Source organism: uncultured Porticoccus sp. (assembly GCF_913061305.1).
Taxonomy (GTDB): Bacteria; Pseudomonadota; Gammaproteobacteria; order Pseudomonadales; family Porticoccaceae; genus Porticoccus.
Genome location: NZ_CAJXST010000002.1, coordinates 284,659 through 302,473, shown reverse-complemented (window position 1 = coordinate 302,473; position 17,815 = coordinate 284,659). Strand labels below are relative to the sequence as shown.

Genomic DNA, 17,815 nt, shown 5'->3' with positions numbered 1-17,815 from the left:
CGGTTAATCGGGTCGACGACACAACCCTCAGAATCAACACCGGGAGATGGCTTTTGTGGACGCAATCAAACCGACCATGCTGATTATTAATGCGGGCTCGTCCAGTATCCGCTTTGCCCATTACCGGGTTGAAGAGCCATTGCAACAGGTACTGCATGGCCGGATTGAGCGAATCGGTATCCCCGGAACCCGATTGATCATGGTGGATATTTCCGGCGAAACCATCGACAGGACCATCGACATACCTGCCGACCCCACGGCGATGGCCGCGTCTTTTGTGGACTGGCTGGAGGCCTCGGGGGTCATTTCATCGGTTCAGGCGATCGGCCATCGACTGGTCCACGGCCTGTCTCATACCGAGCCGGAGCGAATTACCCCGGCACTGCTGGCCGAACTGGCAGGCATCAGTCCCTTCGCGCCGGAGCATCTGCCCCGCGAGCTGGCGTTGATCGACGCTTTGCAGGAACGTTTTCCCTCCCTGCCACAGGTAGCCTGCTTCGATACAGCGTTCCACACCGGCATGCCACGGGTGGCACAACTGCTGCCCATTCCCCGCCGCTTCGAGGCGTTGGGCGTGCGGCGCTATGGCTTTCACGGCCTTTCCTATACGTACCTGATGGAAGAACTGGTCAGCCTCGGCGACAAAGCGGCCACAGCAGGCCGGGTAATTCTTGCCCACCTCGGCAATGGTGCCAGTCTCGCCGCTGTCCGCAATGGCAAAAGCATTGATACCAGCATGGGGTTCACACCGACCTCAGGATTGCCCATGAGCAGCCGTTCGGGGGATCTGGAACCCGGGGTGGCCAGCTATCTTGAGCAACGGGAGAATATCACTGCGACAGAATTTCAACAGCTGGCCAGTCGTGAATCCGGCCTGCTGGGAATTTCCGAAACCAGCGCTGATGTGCGGGAACTGCTGGCCATGGAAGACACCGACAAACGGGCCCGGGAGGCGTTGGCCCTGTTCTGTTACCAGACCAAAAAGTGGCTCGGCGGCTATACCGCTGCCCTGGAGGGGCTCGACACACTGGTCTTCAGCGGTGGTATTGGCGAGAACGCTCCGGCTATCCGCGCGCGCATCTGCGAGGGGCTCGGCTATCTCGGCATTACTCTGGACCCCCAGGCCAATACCGACAATGCTGCGGTGATCTCAACCGGAACCAGCGCGGTCACGGTGCGCGTGATTGCCACCGATGAAGCACTGATTATCGCCAGATCTGTCCACCGCCTCCTGCAACTCATCCCCTGACGATCCACAACGATGTTATTTGCAACCGGGCTATCCATCATTGCAACCGGTCAGGCTGGACACTTGTCCGGACTGCTCATACCCCACAGTCAACAGTAGCTGACGACCGGCTTTTTTGACTATGATGAACATTCTGTTACCGGGCAAGGGAACATTCTATGCAACACCGACATTCAGCGGGCAGTGGCATGGTGCAGAATCACCAGCCACTGACAGCGGAACAGCTGCAAAAAATTGATGCCTACTGGCGTGCCGCCAATTATCTGTCAGTGGGACAGATCTACCTGCTGGATAATCCGCTACTCAGAGAACCGCTGGCACAGGCACATATCAAGCCCCGGCTACTCGGTCACTGGGGCACCACACCCGGACTGAATTTTATTTACGTACATCTCAACCGGGTTATCAAAGCGCTGGATCTCAATATCCTCTACATCACAGGCCCCGGTCACGGCGGACCGGGCATTGTGGCCAATACCTGGCTGGAGGGCACTTACAGTGAGACTTACCCGGAGGTTTCCCCGGATGAAATCGGGATGAAACGGCTGTTCAAGCAGTTCTCATTCCCCGGCGGGATTCCCAGTCATGTGGCGCCGGAAACCCCCGGCTCAATCCATGAGGGCGGCGAGCTGGGTTATGCGCTCTCCCACGCATTCGGCGCTGCGTTCGACAACCCGGATCTGATCGTGGCCTGTGTAGTGGGCGATGGCGAAGCAGAAACCGGCCCCCTGGCCACCAGCTGGCACTCCAACAAATTTCTCAATCCCGTGCACGACGGCGCGGTTCTGCCCATCCTGCACCTGAACGGTTATAAGATTGCCGGGCCCACCGTACTGGCCAGAATTCCCCACGATGAGCTGGAAGCATTGTTTACCGGCTACGGTTACAAACCCTACTTTGTGGAAGGTGACTCGCCAGAGACGATGCATCAACAGATGGCGGCAACACTCGACAGTGCCATCGCCGAGATCAGCCAGCTTCAGGCTGAAGCCCGCAGCAACGGCTTTAAAGTGCGCCCCCGCTGGCCGATGATTATCCTCCGTTCCCCAAAGGGCTGGACGGGTCCGAAAACTGTCGATGACAAACCTGCCGAGGGCACCTTCCGCGCCCACCAGGTGCCGATGGGGGATATGCGTCACCCCGGGCACCTGGAAATACTGGAATCCTGGTTGCGGAGTTACCGCCCCGAGGAACTGTTCGACCAACAGGGCAAGCTCATTGATGAACTGGCAGCGCTGGCACCCAAGGGTGAACGCCGTATGGGTGCCAACCCACACAGCAACGGCGGACTGCTATTGAAGGACCTGAGCCTGCCGGATTTCAGAGACTATGCCGTCGCTGTGGAGACACCCGGTGGAGTGCACTGTGAATCCACCCGGGTGCAGGGACAGTTTATTCGCGATGTCATCACCCACAACCCGGAAAACTTCCGGGTATTCAGCCCGGATGAAACCAATTCAAACCGCTGGAATGCGGTATTCGAGGTGACCAACCGATGCTCCACCGCCGAAATCCTGCCCGGTGACGAGCATGTGGCAGCCGATGGCCGGGTGATGGAAATGCTCAGTGAGCACCAGTGTGAAGGTTGGCTGGAAGGCTACCTGCTGACGGGCCGCCACGGCTTTTTTTCCTGCTATGAGGCCTTCATTCACATTGTCGATTCCATGTTCAACCAGCATGCCAAATGGCTGGATGTGGCCGGCGATATTGCCTGGCGACCACCGATAGCGTCCCTGAATTACCTGCTGTCATCCCATGTCTGGCGTCAGGACCACAATGGCTTCAGCCATCAGGATCCGGGGTTCATTGACGTGGTTGCCAACAAACAGGCCAAAATCATCCGCGTTTATCTGCCGCCGGATGCCAATACCCTGCTGTCGGTTACCGATCACTGCCTGCGCAGCCGCAACTACGTGAATGTCATCGTAGCCGGCAAGCAGTCTGCACCCCAGTGGCTGACCATGGATCAGGCGGTCAAACACTGCTCCGCCGGTATCGGCATCTGGTCCTGGGCCGGCAATGAGGGGGAAGAAGAACCGGATGTGGTGATGGCCTGCTGCGGTGATGTGCCTACCCTGGAGACCATGGCAGCCGTATCCATCCTGCGCGAAGCATTGCCGGCGGTGAAAATCCGGGTCGTCAATGTGGTGGATCTGATGCGCCTGCTGCCCGACAGCAAACATCCTCACGGCTTGTGCGATACCAACTTCGATGCCCTGTTTACGGCAGACAAACCGGTTATTTTTGCCTACCACGGCTATCCGCTGCTGATTCACCGGCTCACCTATCGGCGCCATAATCACCAGAACCTGCATGTACACGGGTTCCAGGAAGAGGGTTCCACCACCACACCCTTTGATATGACGGTTCGAAACAGGTTGGATCGCTTTCATCTGGCCATGGCCGCCATCGACTACCTGCCCCAGACTGGTCAACAGGGCGCCGAGTTGAAGCGGCAGCTCCATGAGAAATTGATCTCGCACAAGGCCTATATCAATGAATACGGGCAGGATATGCCAGAGGTGCTCAACTGGCGATGGACAGGAGCAGAGACAACGTCGTGACAACCTGTTTCACTTGGCAAGACATCACCACAAAATACCGGTCCGGCAGCGTAGAGTAAAAGTTGTGTTGGCGGTGAATCATTTAGCGCTGTATAAAAGTATTTATTGAACACTGAAATCAATCATCAAGACTGAACAATAAAATAACGGGAGTAAGGATGGACATCAAAACCTTTGCCGAACTGATCGACTGGACCCGCCAGCTGCATGCGCATCTGGCACATTGTCTCGATAAGAGTATCGGCGAGAATCAGGAAGAACGTGCCAAATTATTGCTTGCCTATCTGTCGAATCACGAGGCAGAGATGGAAAGAATGGTCGCCCAGTTTGAACTGCAGGCAGACCAGAAAGCGATGCAGACCTATGTTTACGACTATCTGTCACACCAGCCAATCAAGATCTCCCAGCCCTGCGAAATCCCTTTTGGCAAGCTGGGTTTTGATGACATCTGTCAGGAGGTTTTCAGCCTGCACGAGCAGATGATTGAGCTTTACCGGACGCTATCCAGTAAAGCGGAAATTCCCGAAGCCAGAGGCCTGCTGGAGTCCTTACTCGAAATGGAGGAACACGAAGTGATGCGACTGGCTACCCAGACAGGGAGAATGAGCGATCTCTGATATAACCGAAACCACTGAAGCAAAGGATCCCGTCTGTGGCATGACCGTCAACCCACAGGAAACCAGGCATTTTTCCCAGCATGCGGGCAAAACCTGGTATTTCTGTGGCGCACGCTGCCGGGAAAAGTTTGAGAACGACCCCGCACACTATCTGGACGGCCGGCCCGCAGAACAAAAGACCCTGCCGGGGGCACTCTTTACCTGTCCCATGCACCCCGAGATTCAACAGCAGGGGCCAGGCGATTGCCCGATCTGCGGGATGGCGCTGGAGCCGGAAGAAATCACCGCCGACAGCGAACCCTCGGCGGAATTACTCGATATGACCCGGCGCTTCTGGCTTGGGCTGATATTGGCGCTGCCGGTCTTTATCCTCGAAATGACCAGCCACTTCCTTCACACCGACGGTCTGATATCACCGCAAGTGTCTAACTGGGTGCAATTGCTACTCGCCACCCCCGTGGTGCTGTGGGCGGGATGGCCATTCTTCCAGCGTGGCTGGAATTCCATTTTACGTCGCAACCTGAACATGTTTACCCTGATTGCCATCGGCACCGGGGCCGCCTGGCTATACAGCCTGTTTGCCACACTGGCACCGGATCTTTTTCCTCCGGCATTCCGCCAACAGGACGGTTCAGTCGCCGTCTATTTTGAAGCCGCCGCTGTGATTATCGTGCTGGTGTTGCTGGGCCAGGTACTCGAATTGCGCGCCCGGGAAAAAACCTCCGGAGCCATTCGGGCGCTGTTGAACCTGGCACCGACCACGGCGCGGCGGCTGGATAGCCAGGGCGATGAGGCGACTATCCCGCTCGACCAGGTCAAGGTGGGCGACCATCTCAGGGTTCGCCCCGGCGACAAAGTACCGCTGGATGGTGAGGTGCTTGAGGGCCGCTCCAATATCGACGAATCGATGGTGACCGGCGAACCACTGGCCGTCAAAAAACAGTCGGGCGACACGGTTATCGGCGGCAGTATCAATGGCCAGGGTTCGTTCATCATGCGTGCCGATAAAGTTGGCCGGGACACCATGCTGTCGCAGATCGTCCAGATGGTAGCCAGCGCCCAGCGAACGCGCGCGCCCATTCAGGGTCTGGCGGACAAGGTCGCCGGGATTTTTGTGCCGGTCGTGATACTCATTGCCATCATCGCATTCATTGTCTGGTCGATCTGGGGCCCCACCCCACCGATGGCATTTGCCCTGATTGCAGCCGTCAGCGTACTGATTATTGCCTGCCCCTGCGCATTGGGACTGGCCACGCCGATGTCAATCATGGTGGGCGTCGGGCGCGGAGCACAGGCGGGCGTCCTGATTCGCAATGCCGAAGCACTGGAACGACTGGAAAAAGTGGATACCGTGGTGATCGATAAAACCGGCACACTGACGGAAGGCAGGCCCCAGGTCACCGGCATCCACGCTGCTTCAGGCTTTGATGAAAATACCTTGCTGCGACTCGGTGCGAGCCTGGAGCGATCGAGCGAACACCCCCTGGCGGAGGCCATGCTGGCAAAAGCCGGTGAGCTGGAATTGACCCTGTCCGAACCCGAGGATTTTCAGGCCCTCAATGGCAAGGGGGTCACCGGCAGGGTTGAAGACACCCAGATTGCCCTGGGCAATCGTCTGTTGATGGAAGGCGAAGCCGTCGATCTGTCAGCCTGCGCCGACAGCGCCGAGGCACTTCGTCATGATGGCGCCACCGTCATTTTCATCGCCATAAATGGTCAATACGCGGGCTTGTTTGCGATAGCAGATCCGATCAAGGAAACCACTGCAGCCGCCATTCGTGCCTTACAGCATGATGGCCTTCGCGTGGTCATGCTGACCGGTGACAACCGCACATCAGCGGAGGCCATTGCCCGCCAGTTAAACATTGATGAGGTCGAGGCCGAGGTTTTACCCGAGGATAAAAGCCTCGCTGTTCGCCGCCTGCAAGACCAGAAGCGCATTGTGGTCATGGTCGGCGATGGCGTGAACGACGCCCCCGCATTGGCCAGCGCGGATGTGGGAATCGCCATGGGCACCGGTACCGATGTTGCCATCGAAAGCGCTGGGGTAACACTGCTGAGAGGCGATCTGATGGGTATTGTCGATGCCTGCAGGCTGTCCCGCGCCACCATGCGCAACATCCGCCAGAACCTGTTTTTTGCCTTTGCCTATAACGCCGCCGGAGTGCCGATTGCCGCAGGCATCCTCTACCCGTTCACCGGGTTACTGTTATCACCGATCATTGCGGCGGCAGCGATGTCCCTGTCATCGGTCAGCGTAATTGGCAATGCCCTGCGCCTGAGAGCCGTCAAGCTCAGCTGACAGGGCATGATATCCACAGGCTGGAACATCAGGGTCACGCCCAATGACAGGGTAAAATGATCCCGACGCTCATCGTTGTTGATGGCGATAGACGACGGGCCGCCGAATTTCCAGTCATAGCGATCCACATAGGGCGAACAATTTCCTGTTCGGGCAGACAGGTATCCTCCGTTGCTGTAATGACCGCAGGCCGTGCGCCTGCACACTTGCTGACAGTTCTTGCCACCCTATAATTCAGTCTGAAGCAAACATCGGAGTATTGGACGTTGTTGGAGATCACTAAAAATATTGTCATTCCCGATGAAGACATTGAACTGACTGCCATTCGCTCCCAGGGAGCCGGCGGGCAGAACGTCAACAAGGTCTCGTCGGCGATACACCTGCGCTTCGACATCAACGCATCATCCCTGCCCGATGCCTACAAACAACAACTGCTGGCCACGAACGACCGCCGGATTAACAAAGAGGGCGTGATTGTGCTCAAGGCACAGCAATTTCGTACCCAGGAAAAAAACCGGCTGGATGCCCTGGAACGCCTAAAAGGCGTTATTCTATCCGCCACGGCGGTGAAGAAAACACGCATACCTACCCGGGCGACCAAAGCCTCCAGGACCCGGCGAGTGGATAACAAAACCCAGCGAGGCAAAACGAAGGCCTTGCGTGGCAAAGTCATCGACTAGAAATAATCGAATTATTTAATCCCGATTTTTTTAATTTTTACAGTTCTCCCGACCTCTTTCTATTCGAGCAAATTTCTATTCAAACAAGTCTACTTTCCATTCAAATACAGTTACCTGACTATTAAAAAGCTTGCCAATTCGCACGGCCCGTTTTTGGACATTCATGGCCAAGACTCCTATGCTTGTTTTTCAATAGAAAACAGAGGGATCCCGCTATGAATGAAATAACCAGCTTCTGGAACCAGTACGAGGGCCCTGTTTTGCTCTTCCTGGTGGCCGTTTTATACCTGTTCCTCTTTTATATCGCAGCACGTATTGTAAAAAGTTTGTCACATCGGTTGCTGCTGAAAACCGATCTGGACAACCGGTTCACCCGCACGGTCGGGCTGCGTGATGACTTTCCCGTGGAAAAGGTCATCTCCACCACGGCCTTCTGGATCATCATGATCTTTGGCTTTATCTCCTTCTTTGAAAAGCTCGACCTTCAGTCGGTGACGCAGCCATTAAATGTGTTGCTGACCGAAATTTTCACCTTTCTACCAAAATTTGCTGCAGCGCTCGGCCTGCTACTGCTCGCCTGGGTACTGGCAGCGCTGGTGAAAAAAGCCATTGAGAAGGGCGCCACGCTGGGCAAACTCGACGAGCGTCTCAACAAACTCGAGCACGATGAGGAAGACAGGGTAACCGTGAGCCAATCTCTGGCTACCGCTGGCTACTGGCTGGTATTTCTACTCTTCCTGCCGATGGTGCTGAGCGCCCTGCAGATGGAAAGCCTGGTCGCACCCCTGCAAAGCATGTTCGACAAGCTGTTCAGCTACCTGCCGAATATCCTCTCGGCACTATTGATCTTCGCCATTGGTTATTTCGTTGCCAAGCTGGTAAGGCAGATTGTCACCAACCTGTTGGCCGCCTCTGGTATTGATCGCCTGAGTGAAAAGTCCGGTATTCATCAGAAATGTTCGGCACTGATTGGCACCCTGATCTACACCTTCATTTTGCTGCTGGTGATTGTACAATCGCTGGAGGCCCTGAAGATTGCAGCTATTTCCACGCCGGCACAAAACATGATTGATATGATTTTTGCTGCCGTGCCTGGCGTCCTCGCGGCCGTGCTGGTACTCGCCATCTCCTATTATGTGGGTAAGCTGATTGCCAGTCTGGTGACAGATTTACTGACAGCGGCCGGGTTCGATCAATTAATCGAGAAGCTCGGCTTCAAGATGGGGCTGGAACGCACTCCGAGTCAGTATGCAGGCAGCCTGGTATTGCTGGGTATTATCCTGTTCGCGATTCTCGGCGCCACTGAGCTACTCAACTTTGAACCCCTCAGCCAGATTGTGACCATCATGATCAGTTTCCTGGTGCAGGTGTTGCTGGGTGCCCTGATCCTGGCTATCGGTATTTTCATTGCCAAAAAAGTACGGCTGTTGATTATCGAAGCGGGAATGCCCGCTGCAGCAGGCAACCTTGCCAGCCTTTCCATCATGTTTCTGACCATCGCCATGGCGCTTCGTCAGGTCGGTCTCGCACAGGACATCATCAATATTGCTTTTGGCCTGATGCTTGGTGCGGTAGCCGTCGGCGCAGCCATTGCGATTGGCCTGGGCAGCAAGGAAATCGCGGGCAGAGAGGTTCAGTCACTGCTGGATCGCGTCAAAAAATAACGGCCTGACCCGTTCTGCAATCACCCACCGGGGCAGCCCGGTGGGTTTTTTATTGGGCGATAAAAAAGGCCGCTCTAGGAGCGGCCCAAAGGGGGAAAATAACATCTAGTGATCCTGTGCCTGCCCTGCGCCCTTTGGATAACGCAGGCTTTCCACCAGTTCCTTGATATGGTCCGGCGCTTCTTTGGTCAACTTCAATACGATAAAGGCCACCACAAAGTTGAAGATCATGCCCAACGTACCGATACCTTCCGGGGAGACCCCCAACCACCAGTTGTCCGGTGTATTCGCTGCCGGATTAATGAACTTGAAATAAACAATATAAGACGCCGTAAAAGTAATACCTGTCAGCATGCCGGCAATGGCCCCTTCCTTGTTCATCTTCTTGTAGAAAATACCCAGAATAATGGCCGGGAAGAAACTGGATGCGGCAAGGCCGAAGGCAAACGCCACCACCTCCGCCACAAAGCCCGGCGGATTAATACCCAGGTAGGCGGCCACGGCAATTCCGCAGGCGGCAGCAATCCGGGCATAGAGCAGTTCCTGCTTATCAGTGATATTGGGCATCAGGTTTCGTTTCAGCAGGTCATGGGAGATGGAGGTGGAAATTACCAGCAGCAAGCCTGCAGAGGTCGACAGGGCCGCAGCCACACCACCCGCAGCCACCAGCGCGATCACCCAGGCCGGCAGTTTGGCAATTTCGGGATTCGCCATGACGATAATGTCGCGGTCGATCGCCATTTCGTTGCGCTCATCACCCGCATAGAACATCCGCCCATCGTCGTTTTTATCTTCCCAGCCTATCAGCCCGGTTCGCTCCCAGTTTGTGATCCACCCGGGAGCCTGTTCATAGGGAACACCCTGACCTTCCGGACCATTAATAGTCTCGATCATGTTGACGCGTGCGAAAGAGGCAATAGCCGGTGCGGTAGTGTACAGGATGGCGATGAAGACCAGCGCCCAGCCCGCGGAAAGACGGGCATCCGAGACTTTCGGCACCGTGAAGAAACGTACGATGACATGCGGCAGACCGGCGGTACCCACCATCAGGGCAAAGGTAATAAAGAACACATCAATCGTGCTCTTGGTCCCCGAGGTGTACTCATTGAAACCGAGCTCCGTCGATAGGCCATTCAGTTTGTCCATCAGATAGACGCCCGACCCATCGGCAAGCGTGCCGCCAAAACCCAACTGGGGCACAGGGTTTCCCGTCATCATCACGGAGATAAAAATGGCGGGGACCAGGTAGGCGAAAATCAGCACACAGTACTGGGCCACCTGGGTATAGGTAATACCTTTCATGCCACCGAGCACGGCGTAAAAAAAGACCACGCACATCCCCAGCAGGACACCGGTAACGATATCCACTTCGAGAAACCGCGAGAAGACCACACCGACGCCACGCATTTGTCCCGCCACGTAGGTGAACGAGACAAAGATCGCGCAGATAACGGCCACCGTTCGTGCGGTTTGGGAGTAATAACGGTCACCGATAAAATCCGGCACAGTAAACTTGCCGAATTTTCTCAGGTAAGGGGCCAGACAAAGTGCCAACAGTACGTAGCCCCCCGTCCACCCCATCAGATAGACACTGCCGTCATAGCCGATAAACGAGATCAACCCCGCCATGGAGATAAAGGATGCCGCAGACATCCAGTCCGCTGCCGTGGCCATACCATTGGCCACCGGGGGAACCCCACCCCCTGCAATGTAAAACTCCTTGGTGGAACCCGCTCTGGCCCAGATCGCAATACCGATATACAACGCGAAACTGAGACCCACCAGTAAAAATGTCCAGGTTTGAATGCCCATACCGATGCCCCTACTCTGCGTCTTCTTGAACGTTGTACTTGCGGTCCAGTGCTCGCATCTTCAGCACGTAGACGAAGATCAGCACCACAAATACATAGATGGAACCCTGTTGGGCAAACCAGAAACCGAGCTTGAAACCGAATAACTGGATGTTATTCAGCTGCTCGACCAACAGAATGCCAAACCCGAATGAAACGGTGAACCAGATCACCAGCAGCGTTATCAGCAACCGCAGGTTCTCCTTCCAATATGCCTGAGCATGTTCATTAGTTTCGAAGCTCATAAACTTTCCTCCACTCCCGTTGTTTATTTTTTAATAGCGGACACTGCCAAGTTAATCCCGTCGTGCCGCTGTGTCTCTGCAACCTTGGTCTAAGCCGACAACAAACCTCCCGTTATCGGGCTACTCGAACACGTACTTGCCGGTAAACTGCAGGCGTTTCAGGTCGCCATCATTGCCATTTTCCAGCTCCCGCTTCGCCTTGATGTACTCCATCCCGAACGACAGTTTGTCGGTGGGGGAATAGAACAGGTTAAGCCCGTAGTTACTGACCTCTTCGGTATTGGTAGTGGCCACATCACTGGCATTGTCTGCCCTTGTCATGGCATAGGAGAGCGTGCTGCGCCATCTGGGTGACCAGAAGTGTCGGTAGGCAATAAAACCACCGGTGACGTCCAGCAGATCCAGATCGCCGTCGGCTTCAACAGCGGCATCGCGGAATGCCTGCAGGGCAATATAGCGGCCGAGGTGACCGTGGTTGAGTTGAACCTTCAGATCATCCCCATTGCTGAACTGGTATTTGCCCGACAGACTCAGGCCGAGGCCATAGGCATCCTCGTCCTGGGTGCCGGTGTCATAACTGATCTGTCGACCAATGGCAGCCAGGCTGTAGCTGAGATTGCCCGCTATGCCGTCATAACGCAGTGCCAGATCGGGCAGGCTGTTGTCATCGAAATTGCTGCTCTCGATACCGCCACCACCATCGATCGCACCACTGGAGGGATTCTCCAGCGCCACATGGAAGGCACCACCCCGTTCAAACCGGTAGCTCCAGCGGGCCTGGGCCTGGCGGTTGAAGATGACCCCGGAGGTGGGGCCAATGAAGTCGACCGTTTCCGGCAGCACATTCACGTTCATGAACGTACTCCAGGTCTGGCCAAACAACAGTGATGCGTTATCGCGGTAATCCCAGGCCAGATAGGCGTGCCGAATCCTGGAGTGATTGGCATTGGTGATCCGCTCGTCACCATCGAATGTCAGCAAATCCATTTCGATATGGGTTCGCACATCACCCATATCGGTGGGCGTGGTGGTTTTGAACCAGAACCTCGAGGTCTTTGCCGAACTGTCGAAACGGCTGGCACCGCCTTTGCCATCCACCGGGATGGTCGACGGCACCAGAATATCGTCACCGATAGAAGCCGTAGCGCGCTCCCCATCGGAGAAGCTGCTGCTCATGGCATCGAACTTCACATAACCGCCGTAACTGAATTTGGTGCCGGACAACGGCGCATCGACTTTCTTGCTGACCGTCGTGGCCATTTCCTGCTGCTGCTCACCCTGCTCCGTAACCAACTGCTGTAGTTGCGTCACCAGGGACTCCAGTTGCTCCACCCTGGCCGCCAGCTCCTCATTGGTGGCATTTGCCCAGAGCTGTCCCGAAAAAACCAGCATCGGCAAGATGACACCTGAAACGGTGGCCATTTTTTTTCTGTTAACCATCACCCTTTCTCCCAAAAAACCTGTAACGGTGACAGGTGTAACGCCGACACATTTTTTTGGGTATCCGACCAAGGTCGATTCGGCAGGAAATTTAAGACCAATGTCTAATGAAATTGGTGGGATAAAACGTTTTTTAGCGAAAAATGAAAACCTTGCCACTGAACAGCGCGCGCATTACCATCAAAAAGAAATACCTGCTGAAGCACAAAAATAATGTCGAAATTTATTGTTGCCGACGACCACCCTCTCTTCAGAAATGCCATTTCCCAGGTGCTGCAAACCATGGGTGGAGAACAGGAAGTCGTCGAAGCACAGGATATGGCCAGCCTGCAAATCAAGTTAGGCGATCATCCCGATACGGATTTGGTCTTACTGGATCTGCACATGCCCGGCGCCCACGGGTTCAGTGCACTGGCCTATGTGCAGGGGCATTGTGGCAAGCTGCCGGTGCTGGTGGTGTCTGCCAATGAAAAGACAGACATCATCCAGCGTGCTGTGGAATTTGGCGCCAGGGGGTTTCTGCCAAAGTCGTCCGGCGTCACGACCATTCTGGAAGCGATTCAGACCGTCCTGCAAGGCAACATCTGGCTACCGCCGGCACAGGCGGGATCGAGGGGATGCCTGCCCCTGAGCCAGAGTGAACAACAATTGATGGCGGGGATCGCCTCGCTGACACCCCAGCAATATCTTGTGCTGACCATGCTGGCCGAGGGTCTGCTGAACAAGCAGATTGCCTATGAACTGGATGTCACGGAAGCAACCATCAAGGCCCATATGACGGCTATCTTCAGGAAACTGGGTGTGCGGTCGAGAACCCAGGCGGTACTGGCCATTGGCAAGCTCAACCTCGAGGAATCAACGGACTCAGAGGAAAACTAGTCAGCCTTGGTTCGGTATCGAAAATCCGCCCAGCACTGGAACAGTGCGCCAGGATTCAGTCTCTGAAATTCTCGAACTGGAATGGCTGGCCAAGATCGGCTCCTTTAACCAGGGCAATGGTTTCCTGCAGATCGTCGCGCTTCTTACCGGTAACCCGCAGTTTGTCGCCCTGAATCGCCGTCTGTACCTTTACTTTGGCCTCTTTCACCAACTTGATGATTTTCTTCGCCATCGGCTGGTCAATACCCTGTTTGAACCGCACCTGCAGTGAGAACGTTTTGCCGCTGTGAACTGCCTCCTCATCCACATCGATGACATAGGGATCCACATTGCGTTTCACCAGATTCTTGCTCAGCATGTCCAACAGTTGCCGGCACTGAAAATCTGATTCGGCAGTCAGTGTAACCACCTCGTCCTGTAGCGTCACACTGGATTCAACCCCGCGAAAATCAAAGCGGGTGGCCAGCTCACGTTGCGTATTTTCAGTGGCGTGACGAATTTCTACCTGATCCACTTCTGAGACAATATCGAAGGTCGGCATAATAGATCCTGTTGGCTGATATTTCGGGCGACCAGTCTAGCGGCACTCACCGCTCGAGAAAAGTGGTCTGGCCACCCGGCAAGGCAACTTCTGTGTTCAGGATTGACCCAGTAGTGACGTCATCAATGCCGCCAGCTGATCCGCGGATACCGGTTTTGATATCAGCCTGTAACCTGCCATTGCTGCCCGGTGTTTAATGTCATCGGAATCGTCAGCGCTGATAATAATACAGGGGGCCGCCTGCCAGGAGGCCGGCAACTGTCTTACCAGTTCAATCCCGGTAAGGTTTTCTTCCAGGTGATAGTCCACCAGCAAGATCGCCGGGGGAGACTCACCCAGGAGTGGTGGCAGCTCGTCGGGGCCTCTCGCCGACAGGACACGACAACCCCACTGACCCAGCAGGCTCTCCATACCCCTGAGGATTTCCTCTTCGTTATCGATGCAGAGGACACGGACGCCATGCAGCGCCGGTTGCTGCATGGATACCGCCATTTTTGGCAGTATTGAGCGGCCCGCTTTGCCGTAGGGCACCAAAATACTGAAGACGGAGCCCTCACCGGGTCTGGATCGTACACCGATTTCATGCCCCATTAAATCCGCCATGCCTTTGGCGATCGTCAGCCCCAGACCCAGCCCTTTGTCGACACTGGTCGCACCGGGGCTGAGACGTTCAAACTCACGAAAAATACGATCCATGGCACCCGGGGCAATACCCGGCCCTGTGTCCCAGACCTCTACACGCAAACCCCGGGCAGTCCGGCGGCAACCGAGTAACAAACGCCCGCGCCGGGTGTAATGAACCGCATTGCTCATAAAGTTTTGCAGAATCCGCCGCAGCAGGTGGGGGTCGCTTTCCACCATGACCCGGGAGGGCACAAAATGCAGGGCAATGCCCTTCTCAACCGCCAGCACACCAAACTCGGCGGCCAAATCAGTGAGCAGTTCACCGATACAAAAAGCTTTTATTGCCGGCTGCAATTTGCCGCCCTCAAGACCGGCTATTTCTCGCAGAGTAGCTATCAGTTTTTCGGCCGTATCCAGGGATTTCTGGATATGGTTCATCTGTTCCAGAAGCGGCTGATTATCGGTATTCATCAATTGCAGCTGGGTTGAGGAAACGAAAAGTTTGGCGGCACTGATCGGCTGCAACAGGTCATGGCTGGCGGCCTGCATGAAACGGCTTTTACTGCTGTGCATCTCGCGAACCTCTGCCTCCGCCAGCGCCCGCAACCGGTTTTCTTCTCCCAGCGCATGATTCAATGCAGACAGATCCGCGGTGCGCTGGTTGACGCGCTCCTCCAGGGTGGCCTTGGCCTCCTCCAGCGCAACCACCACATTTTTATAGTCACTGATATCGGTATACGTAGCGGCAAATCCGCCGTTAGGCATGGGATTGCCAACCACCTGGATGGTCGTACCGTTCGGCAGGGTCCGCTCAAAACGGTGCGAACTCCCACTGCGCAACAAATCAAGACGGCGCTCCACCTGCCGTTCCAGTGTGTCGGTATCCCGGTAAAGTCCCCGCCTGGCGTTAAATTCGTAAATCGATCTGATCGGGCAGCCCACATAGAGCAACCGCGGTGGATAATCGAATATCTGTTCGTAGCGCCGGTTCCATGCCACCACCTTCAGATCCGCGTCCACCACACACACCCCCTGGGTAATCGTCTCTACGGTGGTTTGCAGCAAATCCCGATTAAACTGAAGCTGTTCGGACGTGCCACCGACAATCGCCGCCACATCGCTGAACTGGAGAGGCTCCGTACGCTGCAGCAGACCGATAATGCTCTGTGCCGACGCACTCCCCACGATAGCAGACAGCGCTTTTTCAACCCGTCTGACCGCAAAAACCGGTGCCCGGTCATTGTCCAGCAGGCGTTGATGGAAACGTGCTTCACAACTGCGCCACAGTTCTTCATGCTGCGAACGGCTGATGAAAGACTGCAGCAATTGCCGCAATTGCACCACCCGAACAGGGGATAACTCAAAGTCGTCGTCACCGTACAGTTGTGGTTGCGGCACGTCGACGAACACATCCGCCTGGAACGTATCCCGCTCGGCCGGTTTGACGAACAATGACACCGAGATATAGATCAGCAGATTGCTGCACAGACTCCACCACACGCCATGACTCAGCGGGTCGAGAAAACCGGTACCGAACAGGGATTCGGGCCGCAACCAGGACAGTCCCCATGGGCCGGCCGACATCACCGGGTGTTGCGGCCCCAGAATCATCGGCACCAACAGGCAGTACCACCAGAACAGAAAGCCGACAGCCAATCCCGCATACACGCCCAGGGCATGTCCGCGACGCCAGTAAATAGCGCCCAGTAGTGCCGGAGCCAATTGGGCAAAACAGGCGAACGAAACCAGGCCAATTGAGGCCAGCTCCTTGTCTGCCCCCATCAAACGGTACATCAGCCAGGACGCCAGCAAGATGGTCAGGATACAACCGCGGCGAATCCAGCGCAGATATTGCCCCAGGAATCCTGCCTGACGAAAGTGCTGTTTGCGCCAACGCAACAGCAGCGGCAGGATAATCTCGTTGGAGACCATGATGGACAACGTCACCGTTGCCACGATCACCATCCCGGTCGCCGCTGAAAACCCACCGGCAAAAACCAAAATGACCAACAGGTCAGAGTGGCTGGCCATGGCCAGCTTCAGCACATAGGTATCGGGAGAGATGCCGCTACCCCCGAGCAATTGCTGGGCCACCAGTGTGATGGGCAACACCACAGCAACGATGGCCAGCAGATAGAGCGGGAAAAGCCAGTGGGCCATGCGCAGATCCCGCTCACTCTGAAATTCTACGACCGTCACATGAAACTGTCGCGGCAGGCAGATAATCGCCAGCATGGATAACAGCGTCATGGTGACAAACTGCATATCCACAGGATTGACCAGCCAGGGCTGAAGCCATGGCTCGCCGCTGGCGACGGAGTCGCCATCAGCCGCGGCGGCCATCATCAAGGCAAACACGGCCAGGACTATTAACGCGAACAGTTTGATGATGGATTCGAGTGCCAGCGCTGACATCATGCCGCGATTGCGCTCACGTCCCTCAATGTGCCGGGTGCCGAACACCATGGCAAAGACCGCCAGCAAACAGGCCGTAATAAACGCGTTATCTGGCTGATAGACACCCATTGTTCCGGCCGCAATCGGCCCTGCCAGCGTATCCCATGCAATGGATACAGCATGCAGCTGCAGAGAGATGTAAGGCATCGAGCCAGCCACTGCCACCAGTGTGACCAGTGCCGCCAGAAGCTGCCGTTTGCCGTAGCGGGCACCGATAAAATCCGCCATAGAAGTGGTCTTTTGCCTGGCCCCAGCCTTGACCAGTTTGCGCAGGATGGGCATGCCGAGGACAAATACCAGCATGGGTCCGAGATAAATGGGCAGATAGGCCCAGGTATTGTGAGCCGCTGTGCCCACTGCACCAAAGAATGTCCAGGAGGTGCAGTAAACCGCCAGCGTCAGGCTATAGATATACGGATGCAGGCGGTTGTGCCAGCCGGGGTAACGCTCTGACCAGAGCGCCACCAACACCAGGAGCAACACACAGCCAAGTGCTACCAACAACAGAGTGGGTTGTGAAATCATGATGTCCGGTTCGGTCATTGTTGGCTATCACCCAGACAGCTGAAATATGCTGTCCGTTGATACTCCCCATGCACAGGTAAAGGAAGATTCAATGATTTTCCCGAAGGTTGCAAGTCATCGAAAAGGATCAACAATCGCATTGGGACAATAGAGGGCGCAACATAGCGATCAAAGAAAT

At 55.5% G+C, this 17,815-nt stretch carries 13 protein-coding genes; 8 read left to right on the top strand and 5 right to left on the bottom strand.

Going from position 1 to position 17,815, the window contains the following annotated elements; translation table 11 throughout:
• The first annotated feature begins 55 nt into the window (after window positions 1-55).
• From QZ516_RS03480 to QZ516_RS03455, 6 genes are all read left to right on the top strand, one after another.
• Entirely contained in the window at window positions 56-1,249 is a 1,194-nt protein-coding gene (locus tag QZ516_RS03480; RefSeq protein ID WP_297186244.1) for an acetate/propionate family kinase, read from the top strand.
• 158 nt (window positions 1,250-1,407) lie between these two features.
• On the top strand, window positions 1,408-3,813 hold the full coding sequence (locus tag QZ516_RS03475; protein ID WP_297186241.1) for a phosphoketolase family protein: 2,406 nt from the start codon (window positions 1,408-1,410) through the stop codon (window positions 3,811-3,813).
• Between the two features lie 158 nt (window positions 3,814-3,971).
• Window positions 3,972-4,430: an ATPase gene (locus tag QZ516_RS03470; RefSeq protein WP_297186238.1), complete on the top strand. Its 459-nt coding sequence runs from the start codon at window positions 3,972-3,974 to the stop codon at window positions 4,428-4,430.
• Window position 4,431: 1 nt separating this feature from the next.
• On the top strand, window positions 4,432-6,732 hold the full coding sequence (locus QZ516_RS03465; protein ID WP_365332826.1) for a heavy metal translocating P-type ATPase: 2,301 nt from the start codon (window positions 4,432-4,434) through the stop codon (window positions 6,730-6,732).
• Between the two features lie 266 nt (window positions 6,733-6,998).
• Entirely contained in the window at window positions 6,999-7,412 is a 414-nt protein-coding gene (gene arfB, locus QZ516_RS03460; protein WP_297186235.1) for an alternative ribosome rescue aminoacyl-tRNA hydrolase ArfB, read from the top strand.
• Between the two features lie 215 nt (window positions 7,413-7,627).
• Window positions 7,628-9,076, top strand: a complete 1,449-nt coding sequence (locus tag QZ516_RS03455) for a mechanosensitive ion channel (RefSeq protein WP_297186232.1) — start codon at window positions 7,628-7,630, stop codon at window positions 9,074-9,076.
• A 105-nt stretch (window positions 9,077-9,181) separates the two neighbouring features.
• On the opposite strand, the gene QZ516_RS03450 is transcribed toward QZ516_RS03455, so the two are convergent.
• The 3 genes from QZ516_RS03450 to QZ516_RS03440 form a co-directional block, all read right to left on the bottom strand.
• Complete coding sequence (locus QZ516_RS03450; protein ID WP_297186229.1) at window positions 9,182-10,888, bottom strand: sodium:solute symporter family protein; 1,707 nt, start codon at window positions 10,886-10,888, stop codon at window positions 9,182-9,184.
• Between the two features lie 10 nt (window positions 10,889-10,898).
• On the bottom strand, window positions 10,899-11,171 hold the full coding sequence (locus QZ516_RS03445) for a DUF4212 domain-containing protein (RefSeq protein WP_297186227.1): 273 nt from the start codon (window positions 11,169-11,171) through the stop codon (window positions 10,899-10,901).
• Window positions 11,172-11,291: 120 nt separating this feature from the next.
• Complete coding sequence (locus QZ516_RS03440) at window positions 11,292-12,563, bottom strand: DcaP family trimeric outer membrane transporter (protein ID WP_297186438.1); 1,272 nt, start codon at window positions 12,561-12,563, stop codon at window positions 11,292-11,294.
• A 7-nt stretch (window positions 12,564-12,570) separates the two neighbouring features.
• Between QZ516_RS03440 and QZ516_RS03435 the strand changes: the two genes are divergently transcribed.
• Together QZ516_RS03435 and QZ516_RS03430 are read left to right on the top strand one after the other, a co-directional pair.
• Entirely contained in the window at window positions 12,571-12,825 is a 255-nt protein-coding gene (locus tag QZ516_RS03435; protein ID WP_297186224.1) for a hypothetical protein, read from the top strand.
• Window positions 12,825-13,490, top strand: coding sequence for a response regulator transcription factor (locus QZ516_RS03430; protein WP_297186221.1), 666 nt, complete (start codon window positions 12,825-12,827; stop codon window positions 13,488-13,490). The genes QZ516_RS03435 and QZ516_RS03430 overlap by 1 nt, the downstream gene beginning before the upstream one ends.
• Before the next feature lie 55 nt (window positions 13,491-13,545).
• On the opposite strand, the gene QZ516_RS03425 is transcribed toward QZ516_RS03430, so the two are convergent.
• Both QZ516_RS03425 and QZ516_RS03420 read right to left on the bottom strand, forming a co-directional pair.
• Window positions 13,546-14,031 carry a YajQ family cyclic di-GMP-binding protein gene (locus QZ516_RS03425; RefSeq protein WP_297186219.1) on the bottom strand — a complete coding sequence of 162 codons (486 nt, stop codon included), beginning with the start codon at window positions 14,029-14,031 and terminating at the stop codon, window positions 13,546-13,548.
• A 96-nt stretch (window positions 14,032-14,127) separates the two neighbouring features.
• A complete protein-coding gene (locus tag QZ516_RS03420) occupies window positions 14,128-17,655 on the bottom strand; it encodes a PAS domain-containing hybrid sensor histidine kinase/response regulator (protein ID WP_297186216.1) in 3,528 nt (1,175 codons plus the stop codon).
• Window positions 17,656-17,815 lie beyond the last annotated feature (160 nt).

Bases quoted from the DNA above. Each gene is read 5' to 3' on its own strand.
- QZ516_RS03475 (WP_297186241.1), top strand. From the start codon at position 1,408: ATGCAACACCGACATTCAGCGGGCAGTGGCATGGTGCAGAATCACCAG.
- QZ516_RS03470 (WP_297186238.1), top strand. From the start codon at position 3,972: ATGGACATCAAAACCTTTGCCGAACTGATCGACTGGACCCGCCAGCTG.
- QZ516_RS03455 (WP_297186232.1), top strand. From the start codon at position 7,628: ATGAATGAAATAACCAGCTTCTGGAACCAGTACGAGGGCCCTGTTTTG.
- QZ516_RS03450 (WP_297186229.1), bottom strand. From the start codon at position 10,888: ATGGGCATTCAAACCTGGACATTTTTACTGGTGGGTCTCAGTTTCGCG.
- QZ516_RS03445 (WP_297186227.1), bottom strand. From the start codon at position 11,171: ATGAGCTTCGAAACTAATGAACATGCTCAGGCATATTGGAAGGAGAAC.
- QZ516_RS03440 (WP_297186438.1), bottom strand. From the start codon at position 12,563: ATGCTGGTTTTTTCGGGACAGCTCTGGGCAAATGCCACCAATGAGGAG.
- QZ516_RS03435 (WP_297186224.1), top strand. From the start codon at position 12,571: ATGACACCTGAAACGGTGGCCATTTTTTTTCTGTTAACCATCACCCTT.
- QZ516_RS03430 (WP_297186221.1), top strand. From the start codon at position 12,825: ATGTCGAAATTTATTGTTGCCGACGACCACCCTCTCTTCAGAAATGCC.
- QZ516_RS03425 (WP_297186219.1), bottom strand. From the start codon at position 14,031: ATGCCGACCTTCGATATTGTCTCAGAAGTGGATCAGGTAGAAATTCGT.
- QZ516_RS03420 (WP_297186216.1), bottom strand. From the start codon at position 17,655: ATGACCGAACCGGACATCATGATTTCACAACCCACTCTGTTGTTGGTA.